This window comes from Nostoc sp. EspVER01, from assembly GCF_034530635.1.
GTDB lineage: Bacteria > Cyanobacteriota > Cyanobacteriia > Cyanobacteriales > Nostocaceae > Nostoc.
Genome location: NZ_JAVRCS010000059.1, coordinates 1 through 26,672, shown reverse-complemented (window position 1 = coordinate 26,672; position 26,672 = coordinate 1). Strand labels below are relative to the sequence as shown.

Below are 26,672 nucleotides of genomic sequence, written 5' to 3'. Positions count from 1 at the left end.
CTGTAGAGGATTTTTCGACTTGTGTGTACACCGTAGCCCGAAGAGCGGGGAGGGGATTAAGGGGAGCCAGTGCGGTCTTCTCCCAAGGGGAGACGCCAAGGGCGATGGGGTCTCCCCAAGTGGAGCATCTGGCGTGTGGGGTGCAATGACTGTGGTTAGCATAACTAATTATGCGGACATGATATCAATAAAATAAAAATATCACCAATAAAATAACTAGGATTAGCGCCAGCTAACCCTAGTTAGGCTTGATTTGTTCAATCAAAACCAACAATATGCTAGTAACAAAACTTACTTGTTTCTAGTTAGTTTTTTCCACATTACTTGAGCCTTGGAATAAAGGGTCACATTTGTTTTCGATGACTACACACATATTACTGAGTGCTTGTTGATAATTATCCATGTCACCTTGCTCAAGAAAGATTTTGGCAGATGCCTGTATATCTTCGACAGCTTTTGTCTGGTTTTTGTTAGCTTCACTACCGCCATACTGTGCCAGTTCATAGCGAACCATACCTCGTTTGAGATATGCTTTTGCTAGTTTGGGGCTAATAGTTAATGCATGGTTAAAGTCAGCGATCGCTTGATTATATTCTTGCTGATAATTGCTGCTATATTGAGCAATTTGGTAATAGACAACACCCCGCTGGAAGTAAGCTTCGGCTTTGGAGACATTAAGTTGTATGGCTTGAGTAAAATCTGCGATCGCTTTTTTGTAAGCTTGTTGAGATTCACCGCTGTATTTAGCCATTTGGGCGCGGACAATCCCCCGTCTGACATAAGCTTCAATTTCATTATTATCCAGACCAATGGCTCGATTATAGTCTGCGATCGCTAGATTATATTCTTTATCAGGATCGTTACTATATTCAGCGAGCATATAGCGGGCATTGCCCCGATTTACCAGAGCTTTAGTTTGATTGGGATTGATTTTCAGAGCTTGGCTATAATCTGTAACTGCTCCTTCGTAGTCTTTCAAGTTATAGCGGGCATTGCCCCGATTTACAATTGCTCTAGCATGTGTCGGTTCTTGTTCAATTGCTTGACTAAAGTAGACAATTGCTTTGTCATAGTCTCGCTCTTTGTAAGCAATATAACCTTGCTGATAGGAATCAGCGAAGCTGAGTTTGTTATTTGGCTGGGAAGATTTGATTGTTTGTTGGGTGTAAGCATTTTGGGAAACCAACGGCTGAGTAAATTTAATCATTACGTCTGCATATCCCAATAAACCAAAACCCAGCAAACAACAAATAACCGGGTACAACTTTGACTTTTTGGCAGGTTTATATGAACCGCTGGGAGTCATTATTGGCTGCCAGTAATTAGCTACCTGCGGTGACATGGCGCGCTGGGGAAAATGCGGTGTCTGATTGTAGCGCTTTCTCGCTTTGATTCGCGGTTGGAGATGTTCTCTAGCTTCTATAGCCCGATGTGATGGGAAGGGGTCGCGTCCACCTAATCGCACGGTACGTTCGCACCACGGACAGCTACGCATGTGGTTGTTGTAGCGATGTTGGGGATTTGTCGTACAGGTAATTAGGGAATCTTCGGCTTCAGCGATGGCTGAGAGCCAAGTTTGGGCACTGGGGCGCAGCAGTGGGTTGTTGTGACCATCTTCAAAACAACGAACAAATAGTTCTTGTAAGCTGGGATGGAGAATTTCCCAAGGGGGGGCAATGGGTGTTGGCAGGTAGGGTACGTAACGCTTTTCGCTGTAAGTGAAATGACCCGATGCAATGCGTGCTTCGTAAGGTGGTGGCTCAATCGCACCTTGAAAAATCCCCGAAAATGGGTGGGTGCCTTCCATTAAGAGTTGAAATACTAGCACCGATAACCCAAATAAATCGTGAGAAATTTCGCGATCGTGCTGGGCAAAAGTTTTATTCTGTAGTTCTGGTGGAGTAAACTCTGGTTTACCCACTGGGCAGCGATAAACAACATTGCTGTTTGGGTCGGTTACTTGGAAAGAGTCTGTGTCTATCAAAGTCACCAGTGCTGTATCACTGACGAGGATATTAGACTCATTCACATCACCAATGCAATATCCACTAGCGTGCAAAGCGGCAAAAGCTGCCGCCAGGTTACGAGCCGTGCGGAGCAGGTACTGATAGTTGAATAGGGGGCAGTGTTGCCGACGGGTTCTGGGGTTGTAAAAGTCGATGATTGGACGCATCCCCTGAATACGTGGCATCAAAAAGCCCAGGATGCTATTTTTGCCATCTGCTGCCCGTAATAAATCCTCTGGCCAAGCGATAGAGATATGCCCTAAACTCGCCGTCGGGTTTTCTGGCGGGTTGGCAAGCATCGCCTGGAGTTTATCAGCATGGGCAGTGGTTGGCTTGTGATAAATCTTCGCCACCAAGTCGTTATCGGATGGCACTGCATAAACACAAGCTTCACCCCCACGCCCCAAACTGACATTGAGGCTGAGGATTTCTTTTCTGGGGGAACAACGTAGTACCTGCATAATGAAATTACCGCTAACGGAAGTTATTGTAAGATGTGAAACCTGTAGATTTATTGCTCATGAGTCGTTGAATGCAGCTATAATGAGTGTCAAATCATCATCAGTGCGTTGCGTAATCCGCTCTGAGCGTAAAAATTTTACCAATTGCTCCTTCGCTTCTGTCTTATCCTCGGTATTGGCGACAAATTCAAACAGCGGAAAAAAGAATGGTTTGTGAGGTTCGCCAACAACCATATTCAAAGCCAGCATTTGTAATCCGTCGGTGATGATACCAACGTTTACTATGTCTGTGCGCCATAATCTCATTTGTGCTGTATCTAAGGCATTAGGCGAAGTCAAAAAAGTGGTTTCGTTGATGTATTCACCACTGTCAGGCATAGTCAGTGCCAACAGGTTGCCCAGACGATCTTTTGCCACTGCCAAACCATCACCTATCTGAACTACAGCTACAACTTCTGGTGTGGCAACCAGCATAATTAAGGTAGTTGCTAAATCTTGAGGCTGTTTGTCACAAGTAGCCGCCTCATCTTCCACAGCTTTTTTGGCGGCGAATATGGCATCATTTAAGAGCGATCGCACCAACGTATCATCAGTCAAACTTTTGCGAGTCAGCCCCTTGGCAGAAATGTTTTCGATTGCTGTCTCCACAGCAACCATCGCTCCCACTTTCCCAAGGCTAGCAGAACCAGCACCATCTGCTGCGGCCGCCACTAAAACATTATCTGACAATATCTGCCAGTGATGAGCATCCTGACATAATTGATTGTTTTTTAAGTGACTTGTACCACATACAGAAGCAGCCACAATCCGCCATTGAGCAATCTGTTTTGATATGTTCATAAATTTTTTTTCAAGCAGCTAGCTGTGTAAACATCAAGCTGCGATTTTTCATTAAACAGTTCCCCAACCAATGGGCGGTAGTGCTACCTGTTCGTCTACTTGTGAATGAGAAACAGCCGACATACTAGTTGACAGCCAGACAAACATCTCGATAAAATTTAATCCTTTAAGCTTTAAGGGAGTACGCACAGTTATTTGATTTAAACGTGTCATATTCGCATTTTCTACTCCAACTGTAAAGAATGCTACCCGCTTGTTCGCCTCGTCTCCCTGTAGGCGCTGGGATGCTTGCTCTACCACTTGCTCTAACTCACCTTGGGGTTCTCCATCGGTAATCATAAATACCCAAGGACGATAGTAAGCAATCCCGTTGGCACGATACTGAGATTTCCGCTCTTGAATTATGTCCAAAGCTTTATGAATTCCCGCACCCATTGTTGTCAAGCCCTGTGCTGTCAAAATAGGTGGATTGAATTGATCGGCAGTCACAAAGTCTTGTACTACATTGATATTACTATCAAAAGTGACGATCGCCACTTCCACCCGTCTAGCGGCTAAGGAATTTTTGACTAATTCATCCTTCAAACTCAGTAAACCCTGATTTAAAGCCTCAATCGCCTCTCCTTGCATCGACCCAGATGTGTCTAATAAAAGTACACAAGGACAACGGGGTTCTGGGTTCTCAGCAAATTCTACTACTTCATCAAGTCTTAATGTATCATGCATAACTTTTTGTGTTATGTTAAAGTCCAAAGCTTTATTTCCCTTTGCTCAGAGTATATAGTTTAAATCGCCGAGGCGACTACAGAATATAGTATCTATTGGTAGATGCTCTAATCTTTATTAAACAAATTATTTTCATGAAGTTCTCTATATATTTAAGATGAACTTGAGCAAAGCTTAGTTTAGCAAAAAAGAGTTTATCAAAACCCAGCATTATCTGTTGTAATGTATCTACCAAAAAGTTATATCCATTAAACCTACAGTACAATACATACGTAAACTTTCCTAGATAAGTTTTTAAAGATTTTATGTAGAATAATCGCTTCTTTAAGGAAAAGTAATTAACCATAATTAAGCTCGTTAACTCTAGAAGTATACCAGTGTAACTACGCGAACTTGGAATCAAATTTGCATCTTGAAGGGAGTGGGCATAAATAAACGTCATTATTAAGGTCTTCACTCAAGAGTTGTCAGTAGTTAGTAAAATCCAGAATTAACCAACATCTACTGATAATCTAGCTATGATAGATGCTTACCTTTATTCATCCCTACTTGCTTTTTGAGATAAGTTAAGTAAAATGTGCTAAATGTAACAAAGGACTTGGAGATATTACAATTTTTAATATATGTACATATTTTCAAATAAATAATTGGTGGTTAGAAAAATATTACAAAGAAGAGAATACTTTATAGCTCATATTTTCAATCTACAAATGTTCGGTTGTTGATTCCGCAAAAAACTTGAAAAATATGAATAACTCAGGTACATTCACAAAACTACGTCCTCTAAGTTTGTTAAGACAATTATCCAATTGTTCCGACAGTACTTGTTTACAAGTATTGAGTAACTCAGTTTCTTGGTCGATTTACTTAGAACAGGGCAAAATAACTTACGCTACCCATTCCGTGGAACCCTTCGATCGACTAGAACGCCATTTGCGACGCCTCAGCCAGCAAATCCCACTCCTTACTAATGAGGTTCGCTCTCAAGTACGGCTGATGTTTGAAGCTGACTTACACAGTCAGTTAATCAAAGATGACACTAATTCCAGAAGCAACCCTCCTGAGTATCAGGCTATATCCTGGCTTGTTAGTCAACAACATCTACATTCTACACAAGCAGCAGTGCTGGTTCAAGAATTAGTTAAAGAGGTAATTGAATCATTTCTGCTCATCAAAGAAGGTACTTATGAATTAACAGAACCACTTGATAGAATGCCAAAAATTTGCAGGCTAGGTATAGAAAAAATTCTAGAATATTGCCAAGTAAGATTACAGAATTGGCAGGCTTTTGTACCTAAAATTTCTTCTCCATATCAACGTCCATATCTGTTGATTAGCAGCAAGTTTGATAACCAAGATTTACCAAATCTCCAGCCAGATTTAATTAACTGGATGAAGGGTTTTAGCCTGTGCCATCTGGCTGTAATTTTGAATCAAGATGAAATTCAACTAGCTCGCAATTTATACCCTTACATCCTTAAGGGTGCGATTATCCTTCATGAACCCGATCCACCATTTGATAAGTTACCAAAGATTTTTGAGGAGCAATCGCTTTTCTCAAAATTGATTTCAGGGTTAGTTGACACCAAACAAGAACTAAGTAGCACTGTCAATTCTTACCCAAATATTCCTGAAGAGAAAATAGTTCCTGTTCAGCGATTACCACAGATTTCTACTCCTTCCAAAGAAAACTTTCAGGAACCAACAATATCAAATAACATAAATTCTGCTTCCCAAAGAGTAACGGCTGCTACGGTAACAGTAAAAAAAGTCCACAAGATCGTTTCTGTAGATGATAGCCCGACAATTCTTAAAGAAATTAGTTATTTCTTAGAAAATGAAAATTTTTCTGTAGTGACTATTAACGATCCAGTGAAAGCCGTTTTGTCAATTATAAGGCACAAACCGGATTTAATTTTGTTGGATTTAAACATGCTAGGAATTGATGGCTATGAGTTGTGCCGTATTATACGAAATAATTCCCTATTTCAAAACACTCCGATTATCTTTGTCACTGGGAATAAAGGAATTGTAGACAAAGTAAAAGCGAAATTAGTTGGGGCTTCTGGATATCTGACGAAACCGTTTACTCGCGCCGAATTACTGAAAATAGTCTTTATGCATTTGACTTAAATTAACTACTCCAATGAGTTTTTACTGCACATTACTTTGTGCGATAATCTACACATGATTACTAATCTCGAAATTGACGAAAACTTAATTAAGGAGAGCTACTCGAACTTGGTGGCCATCCAACAAAGGATGCCGTTGTAGAAGAGGCATTACGAGAGTATGTACAGCGTCGAAAACAACTGAAAATTCTGGAGCTATTTGGTACGATTGAATACGAGGATGATTATGACTACAGTCAACAGCGCCGGAGTCGATCTGGTCTTTAGCTCTCAGACGCAAAAACTTGACTCTAGCAGAAAACAGAACAATTTATAAGTCTACTTTCTGGCTCAACTCATAATAAAATTCCTGACTATGGAGTATAAAAAATGAAAAGTGTAGTAAACGCAGCAGTTATATTAACATTGATTGGTGGAGCAAATTGTTTTCCTACATATGGACTCTTATCAAATATCAAGCCTTCAAGTATAGAAGTTAAATCAATTGCTCAAGGTAATCATCAACAATTGATGGCTAGAGTTGGAAGTACTTTAAATACTCCATTTTATCTTAGATATGGAAGGACAGCTTACCTACCCACTGAAAATATTGAAATCAAATTTTCAAAAGTTATCCAGGATTCTCGGTGTCCTTCTGATGTAACTTGTATTTGGCAAGGGCAAGTCATTATTGGATTAGACATAATAAAAAATGGTCAGCAAGTTTCAACATTAATGCTAACCCTGATACCAGGTCGTGATGCTTTACCAATTCAATTTTTAGATAAATATTCGGTGAGATTGATAGAAGTTTCCCCGTACCCAAATAGCAAAAAGGCGATCGCCCTCAAAGACTACATCGCTAAAATTGTTGTTAGTAGAAATTAGATGACTAACCTTTGACCTTTTTTTAATTAAAAATTAAAAATTAAGGAGAATAATAATTTCTAATTAATTTGGGGTTTTGATGACATTTCTATTTATGCCCTACTCATTACCAGCATGATATAGGAGTCCTAAATCAATTGCTCACAGCAAAAAACTAGGCTTGTTGAGAGCAGAGAAAAAACAAGCCCATGTTATATCGTTATCTTGTATATAGCTCTACGGCATTTCTAAGGATATACAAAAAGGATAATTCTTACAGGACGAAACTGAAAAGCACCTGAATTTATTATTCCCTGTACATCTGTATTATTCCACCAAAACCGATTGTCAACGGAATTACTGAATTCTAGAGTGTGCCAATTTCCATTAACATGTTGTATGGCTACTTGGATTCCGTAAATGAAAGAGTTCCCCAAACCATGTCCTACAGAAAAGAAACCATCCCCGTTTGTTGCAGTAGTTAAATAGAAAGTTCTGGGAGTTATAGGCAATGCCTGAGCAATCAGGTAGTTATCTTTTTGATATAACTCTACCATTTTTTCTTGTTCAAAGTTTTTTAAATCATCATTAAAATCATCTCTTCCAGTAATAGTTGCTATTTGATTGAATTGTTGAAATGAGTTGTTTGAAAACTCAACAGCTTGAGCAGAATTAATTTTAAAGGTCGTCAGAGTTACAGCAGTACTCGCCAAAACGGTAGACACACATAATTTCTTCAGATTCATCATAATAGATTAAACCTCTCTAAAAGTTGTATTTAACCTCGTCCTTTTGAAATCTGGAGTGCGGGCATCTTGCCCGCTACAATATGGGAGCAAGATGCTCCCACTACTTTGAAAAACTATATTTCTCAAAATAGATGTGGTTTAACTGCAAACATAAACGCTTCAAACTAAAAGTTAGGTCACGCTGTTCGCTGGTTGTTTGCTAGTTACTATATATACTCAGATAAAGTATTTAATTAGTCAAGTATTGGGGACTACTAATTTTGGGTGGATAAGCGCGAAACTGTCACTTAGGCAAAGTAAGTCTAAAACTATTGGTATACAAGCTTTTTAGCTATTGATTCTCTGTAAAATTGTGTCTGTAGTGAATAAAGGGTTTTACTCATAATGCGAGTCTTTTTCTTAACTCAGCCTCCAACTGTTCACCCGTGCTAACCACAACCCTATTTGGCTTAGCTCTAACAAGTCTGAGATAGTGTTGAAAAGCTTCTTCATCTTGGGGATGATGCTTTACATATTCCCGTAATTCTGCTTCAGTTAATTGCTGATAATCTAAATTACTCATTGGATAATTTCCTCTCCGTTACTCAAAATTTCTACTTGAATAGTTTGACCTATTAGCACTACTATTCTTTGCGATCGCATGTCGTACCTGGTTAGCTCAATTGTTTGTAGTAGATTACTTACTCGCACACATAAATCGTAGAAAGCCTTTAACTGTTCAATCGTGGGTTCCATTTGTAATATATAAGCTACTGAATCTCTACCTAGTGTTGGTTGATATTTCAAAGCCGCTCGCTGGGTACATAGCGAATCTCAAACATATCTCCCATATTGACAGAAGCCAACACGCCAAGAAAAGATTAGCATCAGAGATTGTTCTGTCAGTCTAACGTAGTAGGATTGTTCAAGTGAAAGGGTACGCCTTGCGAGACGAGTAGCCATCGAGCGCTTCTTGCACCCTAAAATAAGAGCAAAAGACGATTCCTAAAACAAGCACACTCCATGCGTATTTCTCTAAATTGGCTGCGCGAACTAGTAGAGATAAAACTTAGTCCAGAAGAATTAGCCGAAACCCTGACAATGGCGGGGTTTGAGGTTGAAGAGATTGAAGACCGCCGCACTTGGGCAAATGGCGTGGTTATCGGCAAAGTGCTTGAGCGTCAACCCCATCCCAACGCCGATAAATTGAGTGTTTGCCAAGTCGATATCGGTACAGGTGAAACTTTAAATATTGTCTGTGGCGCTGCCAATGTGAAGGCAGATATCTATGTACCTGTGGCAACTACGGGTACTTACTTACCCAACATCGATTTAAAAATTAAACCTGCAAAACTACGTGGTGTCCCATCTCAGGGCATGATTTGTTCTTTAAAGGAACTCGGTTTGCCCACCGATGTCGATGGAATTCATATTTTTATCCAGGAAAATTTACCATTGGGTAGTGATGTGCGGCCATTGTTGGGTCTAGATGATGTAATTTTAGACCTCACCGCAACTGCCAATCGCGCTGATGCTCTGAGTATGGTAGGCGTAGCCAGAGAAGTAGCAGCTTTAACTGGTGGAAAGTTAAGCATTCCTGAGCCTGGTGAAGTCTCTATTCCCAAAAATTCTGGGAATTTAGCTTTAAAAATTGCCGATACCCAAGCTTGTCCTGCATACATCGGTACGGTAATTGAACAGGTAAAAATTGCTCCATCTCCCGAATGGTTGCAACAGCGTTTACGGGCGGCTGGGGTACGTCCCATTAGCAATGTTGTGGACATTACTAACTACGTTTTGTTGGAATGGGGACAACCACTGCACGCCTTTGATGGCGATCGCCTAAAATCTGTTGCAGGTAGCGAAAATTTAACCATCGGCGTTCGCTTCGCCAATAATGGAGAATTCCTCAAAACCCTGGATGGACAAACTCGCACTTTATCAACCCAAAATTTGTTAATTACCGCTAACGACAGACCCGTTGCACTGGCGGGAGTCATGGGTGGGGAAGAAACAGAAGTCCATGAAGGGACTCAAAGCCTAGTTTTAGAAGCAGCTTTATTTGATTCCGTGGCAATTCGCCGTTCTTCGCGCAGTGTTGGGTTAAGAAGTGAGGCTTCTGGCAGATACGAACGGGGAGTTAACCGCGCTGAGTTGGAAATAGCTAATCGCCGCGCCTTATCCTTAATTAGCGAATTAGCTAGTGGAATTATTGTCCAGCAAGAAATTGCCGACACCCGCCCCGATCCGTCTACCTGGAGTCGTTCTATCGCCCTGCGTTTAGACCGGGTTAATCAGATATTAGGGCCCATCGATTTAGAAGAGGACACAGGCGAACTACAAAAACAAGATGTTGAGCGCATCCTGACTGCATTGGGGTGTCAGTTAACTTCTTCAGGAGAAGATAACAGCCATCAACCTACGTGGTCAGTATCCGTCCCACCTTATCGTTACCGCGACTTAGAGCGAGAAATTGATTTAATTGAAGAAATCGCCCGTCTCTATGGTTACAACAAATTCTGCGATACTTTACCAGAAAAAGCGGAAGCTGGTTATCTACCTTTAGATCAAGAACTAATTCGCAAATTACGAGCTTTCTTGCGGGCTGAAGGGTTGACAGAATTAATCCATTATTCTTTAGTCAAACCAGGAGAAGACAGAAATATAGTCCTGTCAAACCCCTTATTTGTCGAATATTCAGCGCTGCGAACCGATTTGATCTCTGGGTTAATTGATGCCTTTCAATACAATTTAGAGCAAGGTAATGGTGCGCTGAACGGTTTTGAAATCGGGCAAATTTTCTGGCAAGAAGAAGACGGTTTGCAAGAAACAGAAGCGCTTGCGGGAATTATCGGAGGCGATCGCACCCTTGGTAAATGGTCAAAAAGTGGACGCGAAGAACCCATCACCTGGTTTGAAGCCAAAGGCATTTTAGAAAGTGTATTTCGGCAACTTAGCTTGCAAATCGAATTTCAACCCGATCGCCGCGACGATCGCTTACATCCAGGACGTACCGCTTCTTTGTGGATTCGGGGTAACAGACTGGGTATTTTTGGGCAACTCCATCCCCAACTGCGACGAGAAAAAGGTTTACCAGATTCCGTTTATGTTTTCCAGTTGGATCTAGATGTGCTTTTAGAATCTGTAGGGCAAGACGAAGTACTCGTTCCAACATTCCAGCCCTATTCTACCTATCCAGCTAGCGATCGCGACATTGCCTTTTTCGCACCAGTGAAAATCTCAGTTGTCGAAATTGAAAAAGTAATTACCAAAGCTGGTAAAGATTTGCTCGAATCGGTAGAATTATTTGATGAATATCGGGGTGAAAATGTCCCCGAAGGACAGCGGAGTTTAGCATTCCGCTTAATTTATCGGGCTAGCGATCGTACTCTGACTGAGGCTGAAGTTGAACCAGTACATAATAAAGTCCGCGAAGCTTTAGTGGAAAAATTCGGCGTGAACTTGAGAAGTTAGGAGTAAATACGGGAAAAGGTTATAGGTGACAGGGTACAGCAAAGAAAAACTATTCCCTGTAACCTGTACCCTGTAACCTATAAACTGAGATTTTAAATTTTTAATTGATTAACCATGCCTAAATATGTACTCTGGGGAACTTACTGCGAAGACGTTATCGAAAAACGCGCCCCCTATCGTCAAGCTCATTTAGACGGATTAGCAAAACAGAAAGAATCCGGTGTGCTGATTACCATCGGCCCCACCAAAGATGTTACAAAAGTTTTTGGGATTTACGAAGCCGAAGACGAAGCCACTGTGCGCCAGTTAATTGAAAACGATCCTTACTGGAAAAATGGCATCTGGACTGAATATTCTGTCAAAGAATGGATTCAGGCTTTATAAATTGGTGTTGGGCATTGGGCATTGGGTATTGGGCATGGGAAGATGAGCTTGAATGTTGAACCTTTGAACTCGGAAGTTGAACCTTTGAACTCGGAAGTTGAGCCTCTGAACTCGGAAGTTGAGCCTTTGAACTCGGAAGTTGAGCCTTTGAACTCGGAAGTTGAGCCTTTGAACTCGGAAGTTGAGCCTCTGAACTTAAAACTTTCAGTTTTAACTCTCCCCGATCTCTCCCATCCCTCCATGCCCCATGCCCACATAATTATGAAAATTTGGCAGGTTGATTTTTATCGTAGTCCCTCACAAGATGCATCTGGACAAGTTTTATGGGAGTTGTTGATTTGTGACGCAACTCGCAGCTTTCAATATGAAGCCACCTGTCTCCAGTCAGCAGCAAATTCTAATTGGGTTGCGACTCAAATTGAGCTAGCTGCTGGTGAAAAATTGCCAGATGTGATTCAGGTATTTCGCCCTCAGTCTCTAAGTTTAATTGAAGCGGCTGGACGCAACTTAAGTATTAATGTCGAACCTACTCGCCACACCTTGGCCTTAAAGCAGTGGTTACAAGAAAAGCAATATCCTTCAACCCTGGATAAACCACCCCCAACACCATTACCAGAAAACCTTTGGGGAGAACAATGGCGTTTTGCAAGTTTAGCTGCTAGTGATGTAGAAACGAGATTTAGCGATCGCCCTATTCCCATTTTGCACATCCCAGAACATCTCAAACCAATCAATTTAGGTTTAGCATCAACAGTCCCCGTTCCTGGTGTAGTAATTTATGGTGGACGGCAATCAATGCGCCTAGCAAGGTGGTTGCAGCAAGCCCGTGCCGTCAGCTTGAACTACATTTCTGGCGCACCAGATGGCTTAATATTAGAAGCTAGCTTGGTAGATAGGTGGATTGTTGCCACATTTGAAGATCCAGAAGTTACCACAGCAGCCCAAGCATTTGAACAACGCAAAAAGCATTGCCGAGGATTGCATTTTTTATTAGTTCAACCCGATGATTCTGGTATCACTTATAGCGGTTTTTGGTTATTGCAGACAGAAAATTGATATTAATTGCCAAAAATATTTGTCTGCTTAATTTTTATAGCTAAATAAATGCTCTACTTATGGGCAAGGTGTATAAGTCTAGCAAATTTTAGTATGATGATAAAGTCATACTAAATAGTAATACTAAAAATTAATTATAGATGCTCAAAGTCACAATTACCTTAGAAGAAGACATTCTGCAATTTGTAGATCAGTATGCACAGGGGAACCGTAGTGCATACATCAATACACTGCTAGCAGAACACCGCCGCCGAATTTTAGCAGCAGAAATGATTACAGCGCTAAAGCAGGATGTTGAAGATGCAGAGTATCAAGCTGAAATTGCTGCTTGGGACGGCGTTGCAGGAGATGGCATAAATGCCAGGGAGTAATTTAACTTATCGGCGAGGAGAAATACGTTGGGTGAATCTCGATCCAACAGTGGGGGCTGAAGCAAAAAAAATCCGCGCTTGTTTGATTGTGCAAAATGACATCATGAATCAGTATGGATTACTGACAATCGTCATACCATTTCGCCCCGGAAGTAAACAAGCCCCCTATGTTGTCAATATAAAAGCAACACTAAATAATGGACTAGACCAAGACCGTTTTATTGATGTTGGGCAAATTCGTGCTGTTGATCATAGTCGTATTTTGGGTTTGGTTGGTGTACTAGAGTCAGACTACTGGGAACTTATTCATACAGCTTTAAATGTAGTTCTGGGATTTGTGGTTTAGGAGTTTAGGGAATAAAAATAGAGATAAAACTGAGGCGAAGGTGATGAAAAAATTAAACTATTTCTTCCTGCTTTTGACTTAAATACATCGCAATTCCTTTCTCGTAGTAAGCTGCTTCATTAATAAAAATAGGATAAACAGTAGACGCTCCTTCATAGAAAATATCTTTTCCTTCAAAAGTCAGAAACATTGGATCGCCTGGATGCAAAGGTTCATAATCCCTAAACTGAAGCTGGGGGTGAATCATGGCTTGAATTTCCCCGCGTAGGCGCAGCCCACCGTAGGCATCGCTTCTAGGATAATCGACAGTTCCAATGTATTTATAAAGTGTAAGGTGGTTGCTTGTCTGCGGAATATTCCCTTGATTGCACCTTTCAAAATAATCTAAAACTGCATAAATAAGCTGTTCTGTTTCTTGAAATAATTCGGCGTTTAAAACATTTTGAGCTACAGCCCCAACTTCTATAACAAAACCCAATTCACACAAAGAACGGAGAAAACCATTTTCTTTGGATTCCTGATTAATACAGACTTTTACTAAAGGATTGATAGAACTTAAATAAGCACCTAATCGAAGTAATAAAGGATGCATATCACAAAAAATCAAAGTTAACCCCATATTGGCAGTTGTGCTGTGCAAATCAACAATTACATCTACAAAGGGCTGATTTTGCGGTTGCAATATCTGTTGAATTGCTTTTGCCCGCGTATCTTCATAACTTGAGAGTTGGGGATTTTGTAAACCTTGATTAGTGAAACAACGATTTAAATCTTTTTCAATGTATCGTTTGCCTTCTTCAATAGCTTTGAGATTGCCAAGTAATGCCAGAGTTTCAAAACTTGCCCTGTTAATTAAATTAGGATATTGCTGAAACTTTTTGACTAAATGTACTCCTGTTAACTCATTACCGTGGTTTCCTCCAACGATCGCAACTCGTTCAATCTGACTCATAACAACCTCATCTCTAAAAAACTACCCTACGGTTATTGAGAATGGTGCAAGATCCAAGATAGAAGTATAACTTCTGTTGACTAAATCTTGTAAAAGCCTGACACAATGTCTACGAAGGGCTACGCCTACGCTCCATATTAGAGCCAAAATATGATAACTGTTAAGCTGTTAGATTTAGTACAAAAAGAGAAGCAAATTTATGGAGAAGGACTTTCAAGCGAACGCTGAACTTTACAAAAACGCCCTCCTCAACGACGTACTCCCCTTTTGGGAAAAATATTCTCTTGATTGGCAGCAAGGCGGCTATTTCACCTGCCTCGATCGCGAAGGCAAAATTTATGATACAGACAAATTCATTTGGCTGCAAAACCGCCAAGTGTGGACTTTTTCGATGCTTTACAACCAGCTAGAAAAGCGGGAAAATTGGCTAAAAATTGCCAGCAATGGCGCTAATTTTCTCGCCCAACATGGCAGAGATAGCGATGGTAACTGGTACTTTGCTCTCACCCGTGAAGGGAAACCATTAGTTCACCCTTACAACATCTTTTCTGATTGCTTTGCAGCGATGGCATTTAGTCAATATGCACTCGCTGGCGGCGAAGAATGGGCAAAGGATGTAGCGATGCAAGCTTATAACAACGTATTACGCCGCAAAGATAACCCCAAGGGCAAATATAATAAAACCTATCCCGGCACACGCCCGATGAAATCATTGGCTGTACCGATGATTTTAGCCAACCTGACTCTAGAAATGGAATGGTTGCTACCAAAAGAAACACTAGAGAATGTCCTGGCTGAGACAGTCCACGAAGTGATGACCGATTTTCTCGACCAAGAACGGGGACTAATGTACGAAAACGTTGCCCCTGACGGTTCCCACATCGATAGTTTTGAGGGAAGGCTGATTAATCCAGGTCACGGTATCGAAGCGATGTGGTTTATTATGGACATTGCACGTCGCCAAAACGACACCAAAACTATTAACCAAGCGGTTGATGTGGTGCTAAATATCCTAAATTTTGCTTGGGATAGCGAGTACGGCGGATTGTATTACTTTATGGATGCAGATGCTCATCCCCCACAACAACTGGAATGGGATCAAAAATTGTGGTGGGTTCACCTAGAGTCATTGGTTGCATTAACGATGGGTTATCGGTTGACAGGGCGTGAGGTGTGTTGGGAATGGTATCAAAAGATGCACGATTACGCCTGGTCACACTTTGCTGATTCCGAGTATGGTGAATGGTTTGGCTATCTGAATCGGCGTGGAGAAATCTTATTGAACCTCAAAGGCGGCAAATGGAAAGGATGTTTTCACGTACCGCGTGCATTGTACCTTTGTTGGCAACAATTTGAAGCATTGCAAAACCTGGGGCGGTAAACAACGCAGTCAGTTTAATCTCTGCTAGTGACAAGTACTATTGGAAAGATGTCTCATGAATGCTGTGACACCTAAGCGATTTACGATCGCAGAATACCATCAATTGATTGAACTCGGATTTCTCACAGAGAGCGATCGTATTGAATTGATTCGAGGGGAACTGATTCAAATGACAGCAAAGGGAACGCCTCATACAGTTTGTAGTTCTATCCTATGCCGTCAATTGGATCGGCTTCTAGGCGATCGAGCAGTCATCCGCGGACAAGATCCCATAACCCTTTCTAATCAGAGTGAGCCTGAGCCGGATGTTGTCATTGCACGAGGGAGAGATGAAGATTATCTCGCTCATCATCCTTATCCCGAAGATATTTTGTTAGTAATTGAAATTTCGGATAAAACCCTAGATTATGACCAAACAACCAAGCTGTCTTTGTATGCAGAAGCCGGAATTTCTGATTACTGGATTGTGAATTTGCCAGATAGTCAACTTGAGCGTCATAGCCAACCGTATCAAAATGCTCAAAATAAGTTTAGCTATCTCAGCAAACAGATTTCTCTATCTAACCAGTCAGTGGCGATTCCTGGATTTGAAGATGCATTATTAGACTTTAATCGGTTGTTTGTAGAGGGTACTAATGAATGATTTTCGCTCATTTTCTAAAGTGAGTTAAGCTACTTATGCTTATTAGACAAACTAAACACAAAATGATGTAATTAAAAGTATTGCTTAAACAAAAAACTTTTAATATGAGAAAACTGTCTCTGATTCTTCCCTTAGCTATCCTAGCTTTTGGCAGTGTAGTTGTTAAGAGCCAAGAAATCTCCTCACCCAATACTTACACTCAATCTGTTACCCGTGAAGTTTTAGCGAGTGGTTATCCTACTCAAGATCAAAAACAGATTCTTGAGCTTGTACGCTATACCATCGCACCAAGAGCAAAACTCCCTACTCATACTCATCCGGGAATGCAGATTGAACGAGTAGAGGCGGGAAGTTTAACTTATACTGTTGTGGAAGGAGAAGCTAAAGTAACGAAAGCTAACGGCACAGAATTGATTCTTCAAAAAGGGAAAACTATACAGCTTACAGTGGGAGATTCTTTAGTTGAATCTGCCGGAATGGTTCATTATGCAGAAAACCAAACAAACAAGCCGATTATTTTGTTGTCTGCTTCTCTATTTAATGCTAATCAACCAAAAGCTATTTTAACCAATACTGAAAACAGATGAATTCGATGAGAATTGCAGGTTTGATTGAGTTTTATTCCTATACATTTTTATTTTTAGGCAAAATCTAAGCAGTATTGAGTAGATAGTAAGTCGAATTGTAGAAAAATACTTTCCCTAATGCTTGTTGCTAACTTAAGTAATCTTACAGTGGGGCAGTAACAAACAGCAAAGCTATAAAAGCAACAAAGCTTTGGAGTCACGAGCAAATGACAAGTCGAGAATCGCCAGATTCTAATCAAGAAATCCTGTTAGAAAGGTATCAAGTGCAACAGGAATTAGGCAAAAAAGCCGGACGACGGACGCTGCTAGCTCGTGACTTACAAACTCTAGAATTAGTAGTAGTCAAAATACTGTCCTTTGGTAATGAGTTTGAATGGAACGACCTCAAACTGTTTGAGCGAGAAGCTGAAACTCTCAAAGCACTTTCTCACCCAGCCATTCCCCGTTACCTTGACTACTTTGAGCTAGATTTACCTAACAGCAGAGGATTTGCACTCGTACAAAGTTATATCCCAGCCCAATCTCTAGAAGCGCAACTCAAAGCAGGGCGTAGTTTTAGTGAAGAAGAAGTCAAAGAACTAGCAAAAGCAATTCTAGAAATTCTCAAATATCTGCATGGTCGTCAACCGCCCGTAATTCATCGTGACATCAAACCAAGTAATATTTTATTAACAAATCGCTCTGGTAATAGTGTGGGTGAAGTCTACTTAGTAGATTTTGGTTCAGTGCAAACCATCGCCAGAACAAGCAGCACTATGACAGTTGTGGGAAGTTACGGCTATATGCCACCAGAACAATTTAATGGTAGAGCTACCTATGCTTCTGACCTTTACAGTTTAGGAGCAACTTTAATTTATTTAGTAACAGGTCAGCATCCAGGCGATTTACCACAAACAGACCTACAAATTGAATTTGAACAAGCTGCTAATATTAGTTTTGGTTTTAGCGGTTGGTTAAGGCGGATGACAGAACCTATTATGAGTAAACGCTTGGCTTCCACTGAAGATGCTATGCGAATCTTGGAGGATAATCAGAGTCAGCTTAGGGGCACGGCAATTAATTCAATTCCTAAAAAACCTCATGGTAGTAAAATTTTGTTGAATAAGAATGCTAATTTTATAGATATTATCATTCCAGGGGCAGGATTATTATCTATTCAAACACTTACATTTATAATTCTCTACTTTTTTATACTTTTTATAATGAGTATTCCGCTGTTAAGTGGTTATAGGAGTAGTTTATTAAGAGGTATTTTATTCATTTCCCCTGTAGCTTTTATTCTGATTTGTATATGTGTATTTGGGCGAAAGCGACTTTACATAAATAGACAGCAGATTTATTTGATTTATAAAATATTTCAGCTTGAAGGTCACAATCCGCTTCCAAGTTCTAGACAAGAGATTTTACGGTTAGATATAAACAAAAGTGAGTACAATAGATATCGTTTGACAATATGGGCAGGTATTAAAAAATATGTAATTTCCAGTAATGAACTCGATATTTTTACTGTAACTCTTTTGGAACTTGACTGGCTAGCTCATGAACTCAGCGATTGGCTAGGCTTACCAATTACAAAAAAGTAAACTTTGTAGAGTAATCTGGTTATTTTTATTGTTCAGTGTCTTCATTATTAATCACAAACTAAATTCGGCTGCGCCATCCTCATCCACATCTGCATCTTTACCCATAGCAGTAGGTTTAAATTTAGAGCCATGAATTAATTCAGCAAACGCAATTCCTGGATTTTGGTGAAGAATATTCAGCACACTCATAAAATCTCGCACAATTTCCCCTGGTGTCAGTAATGCTTCTGCACCCAAGCGATTAATAATTTCTTTCACAAACTCCTTCAACTCACGATTTGTCAAAGTCTGTTCATACCCAAAATTGAGTGCATGAATCTCAGCTAAACGTTGCAAAAGCGTCAATATTTCTGCTTCACTCAACGGATTTAGCCGAATCACTGGCCCTAAATGTTCCTGAACATTAGCTTGGGCAACAAAACGACTTTCTTTTGTGCGTCTTTGCCAAGCTTGGTCTGCAAAAAGTCCTCGTTTAGGGTCTTCTAAAAATTTAGTTGTTCCACCAACGACAATACCAAGATGTTCAGCTTTGCACTGCATAGTATCGTTAAACATTGCCAGGAGTCGATTATAATTTTTTTCCCGCGTCACTGTAGTAGATATTTGATATAAATGTACGGCTTCATCAACTAAAATTAACAGCCCTTTATAACCAATTTCAGCGACAAATTTAGCAAACAGTTTTATATAGTCATACCAACTATCATCATCAATAATAACGCGCACTCCTAAAGCTGCTTTCGCCTCAACTTTAGTAGTAAATTCTCCCCGCAACCAGCGCATCGCCGCATTTTTTAAATTATCATCATCCAATCGGTAGCCACGCCAATAAGCAATAATCACGCTACCAAAATCGAAACCGTGAACTAAGTCTTCAATATATTGAACTACTTCCCTAATTTTTGATTCAACTTGGTCATCAAAACCATCATCATTGGGACGCATTTCAGTTTCTTTAACCACTTCTTGTTGAATTTTATTAATCCATCCTTCTAAAATTGAGACTAAAGCACCACCATCAGGACGAGTTTTTGTAGCTAGGTGGCTCATTAATTCTCGATAAGTCGCTACACCTTCATTGTTACTTCCAGCTAATCGGCGTTCTGGGGATAAATCAGCATCAGCTACTACAAAACCTTGCTCCATCGCGCGGTTGCGAATTAGTTGTAATAAAAAACTTTTACCGGAACCGTAGTTACCAATTATGAAGCGAAATGCTGCGACACCTTCTGCAATATCATCGAGATTTTGTAATAGGCTTTTTAGTTCTTTTTCTCGACCTACTGCGATATATTCAACTCCCACTCTTGGTACTACCCCCGCACCAAGGGAATTGATTAAAGCAGTGGATATTTTCTTCGAGATTTTGAGCTTTACCATGTATTACACTTCACTTTATTCTAAACGCAGAAGCACGCAGTAAGTAGGGAAGGGATATGATCTTACTACTAAATCTTACGACGGCAATAACAATTTAATTTGACGAAGTATGTCTGGTCATGAGGTCTTCATACATCGCAATCATTTTTTTGACATCTGTTATATGCTCAGGGTAAACTTTTGGACTTTCAGAATCAGAATTAATTATTAATTCCCCAATAGTATCATTTGCGCGTTCATTTATAGAATCGATTAATAAATTTGGCATAGTAATATTTGCTTCGGCAATTTTTTTAATAGCACTATTAGGATTATCTTGTTCAACTATAGCTTTTAATACTTGTAACTCATGTGCTGGAAGATTTCCGAGAAAATTAGTCCATTCTTCGGGGATATTTACCGATGTCTCAACTTCCGAATTTTCAATTACATTTGAAGATTCAATTATTTCCGAAAATGGGAACAATTCAATCTCATCTTCTTGGGAATTATCAGATAAAGGCTCTGGATTCAAGGTTTCTACTTGTTGTAGTAATTCCCATACTTGATTTTGTAATGAGTCTCGTTCTTCTTGCAATAATGAAACTTGTCCTTGTAGTTGCTGCAATTCGGCTTTGTATTCTGCTAGTTGAGTTTGTGAATAATTAAGAATAGCTTGGATATTTTCTCTTTCGGTTTTCGTTGCAACAAGCAATTGATTGTTTTGGGTTGTCTCAACTTCTAGCTCTTGAATTGTAATTCGCAGTTCGTATAATTTTTCTTCTAATTGGGGTTTGAGTCTGCCTAAAAGAGTTAAATTACTTTCAACTTCTTGTTTCTCGTGTTGTAGCTCGGAAATTTGGCTTTGCAATTGGGTGATTTCAGCACGAGATACATTACAATTTGACTCTAAACGGCGCTTCTCTGCTGTGAGGATAGAAAAAGCATTGTTCAATTCATTTTGATTGTTCTGCAAATTATTAATTTCAGTTTGCAGGCTACTAACTTCTGTTTCTAATTGCTTCTTTTGTCCGGCAAATGTTCTTAATTCTCGATGTAAACTATCTCTTTGGCTACGGCTTTCTATGACTTGATTTTGCAACTGTTGTGATTCAGCATATAGTAAATTATGATGTTCTTCAATTTGATTGATTTCTCTGACAACACGAGCCTTTAATTCCTCCATATCTTTAATTCGCTTGCGCAGAGAACCTAAAACAAACATTTCATAATTTCTGCGCCGCTTGTCTATGAATAATGCTGTTGTATGGATAGTAACGGCAGTAATTACACCTGTGAGAAAGGCTTTATTAAAATCCCAGCTTGGGACAAGGCTAAGACCAAAACTCACACTAAAGGCAACTATCACTAGTATAAATCGATTGCTGATCGTTACTGATTGCATATTGCTGGTTTTTAGCGTAGTTAAATTATCTGAATAAGTGACTCTCATACTAATTTATAATTCGTAATACTTCGGCTTACCTCGGCTTCGCTCGGCACAAGTCGCTCAGTACAAGTTCGTAATTCGTAATTAAACATATACATAAAATACTTAATGTAAGTGGTTTTTAATTCATTGTTATGTTTGGTTAGTCAAGATATTTTTCTCAAGTTTGGTATCAGAATTTTTATGAAACCTCTAATTTTAGTTAATGTTGCATAACATTGTTCTGTAAGTTACAAAAAAGCGCAATCATTAATGAAACAATATTAATGTTAAGTGTTGGATATGTTTTTATTTGCATGAGAAAGTGTTAAATCTGCTTTTAAAAAATCAACAAACTGCCGTGCTGTACGTCCAGAACGACCATTATGACGAGTTGCCCATTGTAATGCTTGAAATTCTAAATCTTCTTGGGTAATATTAATTTCAGCTTGTGCCACTAGATGTTGTACAATTTTTAAATAAGTTTTCTGATTGGCTGGTTCAAAAGTTAAGGTTAAACCAAAGCGATCGCTAAACGAAAGCTTCTCCTGCATCGTATCCCAGGCATGGATTTCCTCGTTATCCTTGGGAGTCGGTCTATCCACAAAAAACTCCCGAATCAAGTGGCGGCGATTGGAAGTAGCATACACAACTACATTTTGAGGCCGCGCAATTAAATTACCTTCTAAAACTACCTTGAGAGCTTTAAAGGCATCATCATCTTCTTCAAATGAAAGGTCATCGACAAAGATAATAAATTTTTGTGACACACCTCGTAAATGTTCCACGATTTCTGGTAAGTCTTTTAAATCAGATTTTGCAACTTCCAATAAGCGGAGGCTGCGATAGCTATATTCATTCAACAAAGATTTCACTAAAGAAGATTTGCCAGAACCGCGACTACCGTAAAGTAATACATGCAGTGCCATCTCTCCTGATAATAAAAACTCTGTATTTTTCAGCAAAGCATCTTTTTGAGATTCGTAACCGACAAGGGCACTCAGCTTAATTTGGTCAGAATACCGGATACCGATAAACTGCCCAGATTGCCATCGCAAAGCGCGATATTCTGCAAATAAACCAGAGCCACATTGCCGATAATAAGCTGCTAACTCTTCTACAGCATCACCCCAATTATCTAACTCTTGTAGATATGTAGTGAATTTTGTCTCTACTCCTAGCAATTCTTGCTCTTTATACCACACTACTGGTGAAATCGGCATATAAGCTACGTCTTGTACCCACTCGCTCAAAGAAGCGCTGCTACATTCATAGAGACTTTGCAATATTTGTAAATCATGCTGAACTGCTGTCACTAAAGCTGAGGGCAAATCTTCAAATTCTCGCACTCCCGCCAGCCTTGTAAAGGGATTCTCACACAAAAGAAGTTGAGTAATTAAATAGTCTTCCCAGTTTTGATTTCTAGCAGCCAAAGCATGGAAGTAACTACCGTAGGCTTGGAGACAGCCTCGTGCATCGGCATCAGTGTAACGTATAGCTTGCAACAGTTCCAGAAATGCCATCCCCACTTCGCCTTGCAGAACAGACTGGTACAGTAAAAGTGAGGCTGCTTGGCGCTGGAGAAATTGAACCTTTGTATATAAGGAGGTACTTGCCATTGGTATCGCTAAATTATCCATCAATCAACTGTGTGGTATAGCTAAATAGCTATGGTAAATTGTCTGCTGACCCTGGCAGTAAAGTCAAAGTCTACATAGGTTTTAACAATGAATTTAGGTATAGTTGCTGCTTTTGCCTACGGCATATTAGCGATTGTTGGTGGCGTTATTGGCTATATTCAAGCTACAAGTAGAGTTTCACTCATAAGTGGTAGCATTAGCGGTTTATTACTAATACTTGCCGCTTACTTTCAACTCCAAGGACAAACCTGGGGTGCGATTTTAGCAGTGTTAGTTACTGCTGTTTTAGTAGTTTTCTTTGCATTTCGACTGGCAAAAACACGCAAGTTTATGCCTGCGGGATTAATGACAATTTTGGGTATGCTGGCATTGGCGGTGATGGTGAATCAATTTGTGGCTTTAAGGTAGCATTAGTTTCTCAGCAATAACCACCCTCCTGTGTTTTTGGTATGGCATGACTTTCCCTGCTTTGAATGATGCTAGTACATTTATATTACTGTGACTTGTTACCCTTGCCTTTGAAAAATGCCCTGTTTCAAGCTTGACAAAAGTACAATTACATAAGATGCGCTCATGTAGGCTTTGTTTGCGATCGCCCATAGTCATCTACAATTTGTAGGTGACGAAAATAACGTGATAACAAGCTTTCCAGACATCAATTCTGAAAATTAAATCAAAAAATAATTACTAATTGCTAAAAAACTCCGGTTTTTTTGGCTTTGTGATGATAAATAAAAGTAATAGTGTTGAATGTCATGCTTTGTATCGCGAAGGATTACTCAAATTCTTCGCTGCTTTGAGGATGACTACTGAACATCAAACACATCTGCTACCAATCAGTTTTTTTTGCTGGGGATGCTTCTTGTCCACAAAAAAAGGCTTTACCACAAAACTTACTCTAGATGTATCTAAGTAACTATGCTGATAAAGTGTAAAGATGTCAGGGTATCTGGGAGCCAATTTTAAAGGAATTGCAAAGGAATTGGTGCCATTTTGGCAGGTTTTACTCCTAAATATGAGATATTAGTAGATTGTAGAAATCTTTATTGTTATTCACATCTCTCTTCTTGCATTAGTTCCTATCTACTAAAAACTCTTAAGACCAAGCAAATTTGACACGATAAGTTTAATTAATTTAATGAAGTAGGAAATAATACATGGTATTATCACTGTCTTCTCATAACGTTATCCAGTATCTGCAAGAGGCGGGTCTGTGTAGCTCAGAAGATGGCCCATCAGACAAATCTGAGTTGCCAGGAAGTAGTCAGAACAATTTCAATTTACTAGTGACTTTAACAGATAATCGCCAACTGCTCGTAAAACAAGAACGTAACGTTAACAACAATGACGGCGCGCCTCATGAATTGTTTCAGGAGTGGCTGTTTCACCAATTGCTACAACAGTTTCCAGTTCTAGGTAATACTTCAGCCATCGCGCCATTGGTAGTGCATTTTGACGAAGAAAATTCGATTCTTGTCCGTAGCTACTTGAATGAATATCTAGAGCTTGCGACATTGTACCACAACAATGAGATTTTTCCACAAGAAATTGCTTCTGCCATCGGCACAACTTTGGCGGGACTGCATCGCGCCACCTACAACCGCCGAGAATATCGGGATTTTATGGCAACTGCTCCCCAAGGAGAGTTTCGCTACGGGTTTTACAATCCAGCTCAAGGGGTAGGGTCGATTGGGCCGGAGATTTTTGGGACTGTTCCCACGGATGCACTAAAATTCTATGTTCTCTATCAACAATACGAGAGTTTGGAATCTGCGATCGCAGATTTGGCATATAGCTGGAATCCTTGCTGCTTAACTCACAACGACCTGAAATTGAATAACATTTTGGTTCATTCCAAATGGGAGCAATTAGACAATTGTCTTATACGACTAATTGACTGGGAAGCTTGTTCTTGGGGAGACCCAGCCTTTGATTTAGGAACTTTACTGGCCAGCTATTTAGGAATTTGGCTCAAGAGTCTGGTAGTAGACCCCACCATTGAGTTAGAAGAATCTCTAAATTTGGCGTTAACACCGTTAGAGATTTTACAGCCTTCAATTATTGCCTTAATTAGGGCTTATATAAATGCTTTCCCGATGATTTTGGAATACCGCAGCGACTTTATTTCGCGTGTTATCCAGTTTGCGGGGCTGGCACTAATTCATCAAATTCAGGAGATGATTACGTGCCGGAAACACTTTAATAATGTTGAACTCTGTATGCTGCAAGTAGCTAAAAGTTTACTTGTAATGCCAGAGCAAGCTGTACTGACCATTTTTGGGATATCAGAGTCAGAAATCCTGAATCCTGTGGCAAAGATTCATAAATTTCCTCAGCCTGTGAAAGAGCAGCAGTTACTTCGGATTTATTACGAGAAAACTCGGCTACGTGGTTGTTAGTAATAGGTAGCAGAACAATTTAAATCAGAACACAAAATTCTGAATTCTGACTCACCTCGACTGCGCTCGGCGACCACCTGACTCCTGAATTCTATTTTATTAAAGTTTGATTTCTGAATGGATTAATGCTAAATTCCTCTATCAATCAATCGCTAAATTCTCTATTTGATATTGCTCAAAATATCCAGATTGAGTCTAATTTTTGTATTTACCATCCCAATTATCAACCCTTCGCTCTGCCAACTAAAATAGCCGATAGATTTCAGCAAAATTCCGTAGATTTACAACAAAAGTATCTCACTCTTCTGCTGCGAAATTTTCTCTATGGAATCTATTACAATGGCTCACTGCAAAGTACTTTGGCAGTGAATACTGATAATACCAATCAACCGCAAAAACATAATTTAGCAGATAATTCTATTTTGGAGATTGACTGGGACTTTTACGAGCAACTGCACGCCAGTAATCACGGCATAGGTTACTTTGACCCTCGATGGCAGGTGTTGCGGAAAGAACCTGATGGGACTATGGCTGTGACTAAAGGCGGTTTAACACTTTATGTTGAGCCAGATTGCCATCTAGAATCCAGTAAGAAATCTACCAAAGTTGGTGATATGGTAGCAATCTGGATGCCCAAAAATCGACTGCAAAATGGCTGTTACTTAGCAGTTAGCAATGTTGGACAGGAACGGCAAAGCAATCCAGACGCCGATTTAGGAGCAGGGCGAATCTACTTTAACTTTACGGCATCTGGTGCGATCGCTCTCATGGAAAGCTTGACACTGCAACTAAATGCAGCCTCGATTCCCTTTAGCTTTCAGGTTCTCCACAACCCCTCTGCATACGGACGCTATGATTCAGGGCTACTTTACTTTGAACTCCCCGACTATCCAGCAATCCGCGCAATCCTTCAGACTGTTTATATCCAAAATCAATTTCATTTCCAGCCCGAAATTCCTTTGTTTACCAAATTTTTAGCTCCAGGGTTAGGTTTAGCCGAAGAACCAACCCAAAAATTTGCGGCACAAGAAAGTTTTGGGATGAACCGTTGCCAAATCGTTGCTAATGCTTTATTGGAAGCTTGGCAAAAAGGTAAAAATGCGATGGAGGAACGGATGAGGGTTATTGACCAACATTTTGCGCGGCATCTAATAGATTTGCAGCGTCCTTATCTCAATCCCAGTTCTGAGGATATATATAAGCCGTTAAATTGATGGGGAGTGGGGAAAGAGGCAGAGGAGCAGGGGAGCAGCACTTCCACACCTCTGCCTCTTATCCCGGATTTCTCACCACACCTCTTAAAGCCTGCGCAAGTGCCGGGGAGAAGTA

24 protein-coding genes and 1 pseudogene are annotated in these 26,672 nt (G+C 40.1%); 15 read left to right on the top strand and 10 right to left on the bottom strand.

All coding sequences use genetic code 11. The annotated features are described in order from the left end of the window. Positions 1-301: 301 nt before the first annotated feature. The 3 genes from RMX69_RS28020 to RMX69_RS28010 are packed head-to-tail and all read right to left on the bottom strand — an operon-like array spanning position 302 to position 4,033. A complete protein-coding gene (locus RMX69_RS28020; RefSeq protein WP_289799157.1) occupies positions 302-2,467 on the bottom strand; it encodes a tetratricopeptide repeat protein in 2,166 nt (721 codons plus the stop codon). A gap of 57 nt (positions 2,468-2,524) precedes the next feature. After that, positions 2,525-3,307 (bottom strand): PP2C family serine/threonine-protein phosphatase, encoded by a 783-nt coding sequence (locus tag RMX69_RS28015; protein ID WP_289799156.1) that lies wholly within the window; start codon positions 3,305-3,307, stop codon positions 2,525-2,527. A gap of 51 nt (positions 3,308-3,358) precedes the next feature. Beyond that, a complete protein-coding gene (locus tag RMX69_RS28010) occupies positions 3,359-4,033 on the bottom strand; it encodes a vWA domain-containing protein (RefSeq protein ID WP_094351580.1) in 675 nt (224 codons plus the stop codon). Between the two features lie 747 nt (positions 4,034-4,780). Here RMX69_RS28010 and RMX69_RS28005 point away from each other — a divergent pair. From RMX69_RS28005 to RMX69_RS28000, 3 genes and pseudogenes are all read left to right on the top strand, one after another. Continuing rightward, complete coding sequence (locus tag RMX69_RS28005; RefSeq protein ID WP_289799155.1) at positions 4,781-6,166, top strand: response regulator; 1,386 nt, start codon at positions 4,781-4,783, stop codon at positions 6,164-6,166. A 146-nt stretch (positions 6,167-6,312) separates the two neighbouring features. Then, positions 6,313-6,432: pseudogene (locus RMX69_RS29535) on the top strand (type II toxin-antitoxin system VapB family antitoxin); the annotation flags it as partial. Positions 6,433-6,534: 102 nt separating this feature from the next. After that, on the top strand, positions 6,535-7,032 hold the full coding sequence (locus tag RMX69_RS28000) for a hypothetical protein (protein ID WP_289799153.1): 498 nt from the start codon (positions 6,535-6,537) through the stop codon (positions 7,030-7,032). Between the two features lie 227 nt (positions 7,033-7,259). Here RMX69_RS28000 and RMX69_RS27995 read toward each other — a convergent pair whose 3' ends face one another. The 3 genes from RMX69_RS27995 to RMX69_RS27985 all read right to left on the bottom strand — a co-directional run bounded on the left by RMX69_RS27995 (position 7,260) and on the right by RMX69_RS27985 (position 8,495). Continuing rightward, the gene (locus RMX69_RS27995) at positions 7,260-7,736 is read right to left on the bottom strand and encodes a hypothetical protein (RefSeq protein ID WP_289799152.1); all 477 of its coding nucleotides are present in this window, start codon (positions 7,734-7,736) and stop codon (positions 7,260-7,262) included. Between the two features lie 403 nt (positions 7,737-8,139). Next, positions 8,140-8,322 (bottom strand): DUF6887 family protein, encoded by a 183-nt coding sequence (locus RMX69_RS27990; protein WP_289799151.1) that lies wholly within the window; start codon positions 8,320-8,322, stop codon positions 8,140-8,142. Next, positions 8,319-8,495: a DUF6888 family protein gene (locus RMX69_RS27985; protein ID WP_322639371.1), complete on the bottom strand. Its 177-nt coding sequence runs from the start codon at positions 8,493-8,495 to the stop codon at positions 8,319-8,321. The genes RMX69_RS27990 and RMX69_RS27985 overlap by 4 nt, the downstream gene beginning before the upstream one ends. A gap of 267 nt (positions 8,496-8,762) precedes the next feature. Between RMX69_RS27985 and pheT the strand changes: the two genes are divergently transcribed. The 5 genes from pheT (at position 8,763) to RMX69_RS27960 (ending at position 13,370) form a co-directional block, all read left to right on the top strand. Beyond that, positions 8,763-11,213 (top strand): phenylalanine--tRNA ligase subunit beta, encoded by a 2,451-nt coding sequence (gene pheT / locus RMX69_RS27980; RefSeq protein WP_322639370.1) that lies wholly within the window; start codon positions 8,763-8,765, stop codon positions 11,211-11,213. Between the two features lie 114 nt (positions 11,214-11,327). After that, entirely contained in the window at positions 11,328-11,597 is a 270-nt protein-coding gene (locus RMX69_RS27975) for a YciI family protein (protein ID WP_289799149.1), read from the top strand. Between the two features lie 261 nt (positions 11,598-11,858). After that, positions 11,859-12,653, top strand: coding sequence for a Tab2/Atab2 family RNA-binding protein (locus RMX69_RS27970; protein WP_289800112.1), 795 nt, complete (start codon positions 11,859-11,861; stop codon positions 12,651-12,653). 140 nt (positions 12,654-12,793) lie between these two features. After that, positions 12,794-13,024, top strand: a complete 231-nt coding sequence (locus RMX69_RS27965; protein ID WP_289799148.1) for a CopG family transcriptional regulator — start codon at positions 12,794-12,796, stop codon at positions 13,022-13,024. Further along, positions 13,011-13,370, top strand: a complete 360-nt coding sequence (locus RMX69_RS27960; protein WP_289799147.1) for a type II toxin-antitoxin system PemK/MazF family toxin — start codon at positions 13,011-13,013, stop codon at positions 13,368-13,370. Before RMX69_RS27965 ends, RMX69_RS27960 begins: the two co-directional genes overlap by 14 nt. A gap of 52 nt (positions 13,371-13,422) precedes the next feature. Here RMX69_RS27960 and RMX69_RS27955 read toward each other — a convergent pair whose 3' ends face one another. Continuing rightward, positions 13,423-14,322, bottom strand: coding sequence for an aspartoacylase (locus RMX69_RS27955; RefSeq protein WP_289799146.1), 900 nt, complete (start codon positions 14,320-14,322; stop codon positions 13,423-13,425). A 199-nt stretch (positions 14,323-14,521) separates the two neighbouring features. Between RMX69_RS27955 and RMX69_RS27950 the strand changes: the two genes are divergently transcribed. The 4 genes from RMX69_RS27950 (at position 14,522) to RMX69_RS27935 (ending at position 18,516) form a co-directional block, all read left to right on the top strand. After that, positions 14,522-15,703, top strand: a complete 1,182-nt coding sequence (locus tag RMX69_RS27950; protein WP_322639369.1) for an AGE family epimerase/isomerase — start codon at positions 14,522-14,524, stop codon at positions 15,701-15,703. Between the two features lie 55 nt (positions 15,704-15,758). After that, positions 15,759-16,346, top strand: coding sequence for a Uma2 family endonuclease (locus RMX69_RS27945; RefSeq protein WP_289799144.1), 588 nt, complete (start codon positions 15,759-15,761; stop codon positions 16,344-16,346). 104 nt (positions 16,347-16,450) lie between these two features. After that, positions 16,451-16,933, top strand: a complete 483-nt coding sequence (locus tag RMX69_RS27940; RefSeq protein WP_289799143.1) for a cupin domain-containing protein — start codon at positions 16,451-16,453, stop codon at positions 16,931-16,933. A gap of 206 nt (positions 16,934-17,139) precedes the next feature. Next, entirely contained in the window at positions 17,140-18,516 is a 1,377-nt protein-coding gene (locus tag RMX69_RS27935; protein ID WP_322639368.1) for a serine/threonine-protein kinase, read from the top strand. A gap of 51 nt (positions 18,517-18,567) precedes the next feature. Here the strand turns inward: RMX69_RS27935 and RMX69_RS27930 are convergent, their stop codons facing one another. The 3 genes from RMX69_RS27930 to RMX69_RS27920 all read right to left on the bottom strand — a co-directional run bounded on the left by RMX69_RS27930 (position 18,568) and on the right by RMX69_RS27920 (position 22,944). After that, positions 18,568-19,896, bottom strand: a complete 1,329-nt coding sequence (locus tag RMX69_RS27930) for an ATP-binding protein (RefSeq protein WP_289799141.1) — start codon at positions 19,894-19,896, stop codon at positions 18,568-18,570. A gap of 94 nt (positions 19,897-19,990) precedes the next feature. Continuing rightward, on the bottom strand, positions 19,991-21,280 hold the full coding sequence (locus tag RMX69_RS27925; RefSeq protein WP_322639367.1) for a tellurite resistance TerB C-terminal domain-containing protein: 1,290 nt from the start codon (positions 21,278-21,280) through the stop codon (positions 19,991-19,993). Between the two features lie 314 nt (positions 21,281-21,594). Further along, positions 21,595-22,944: an ATP-binding protein gene (locus RMX69_RS27920; RefSeq protein WP_322639366.1), complete on the bottom strand. Its 1,350-nt coding sequence runs from the start codon at positions 22,942-22,944 to the stop codon at positions 21,595-21,597. A gap of 87 nt (positions 22,945-23,031) precedes the next feature. Between RMX69_RS27920 and RMX69_RS27915 the strand changes: the two genes are divergently transcribed. From RMX69_RS27915 to RMX69_RS27905, 3 genes are all read left to right on the top strand, one after another. After that, positions 23,032-23,352, top strand: coding sequence for a TMEM14 family protein (locus tag RMX69_RS27915; protein ID WP_289799138.1), 321 nt, complete (start codon positions 23,032-23,034; stop codon positions 23,350-23,352). A 749-nt stretch (positions 23,353-24,101) separates the two neighbouring features. Then, positions 24,102-25,343 (top strand): aminoglycoside phosphotransferase family protein, encoded by a 1,242-nt coding sequence (locus RMX69_RS27910; protein ID WP_322639365.1) that lies wholly within the window; start codon positions 24,102-24,104, stop codon positions 25,341-25,343. 125 nt (positions 25,344-25,468) lie between these two features. Further along, entirely contained in the window at positions 25,469-26,557 is a 1,089-nt protein-coding gene (locus RMX69_RS27905; protein ID WP_322639364.1) for a T3SS effector HopA1 family protein, read from the top strand. Positions 26,558-26,672 lie beyond the last annotated feature (115 nt).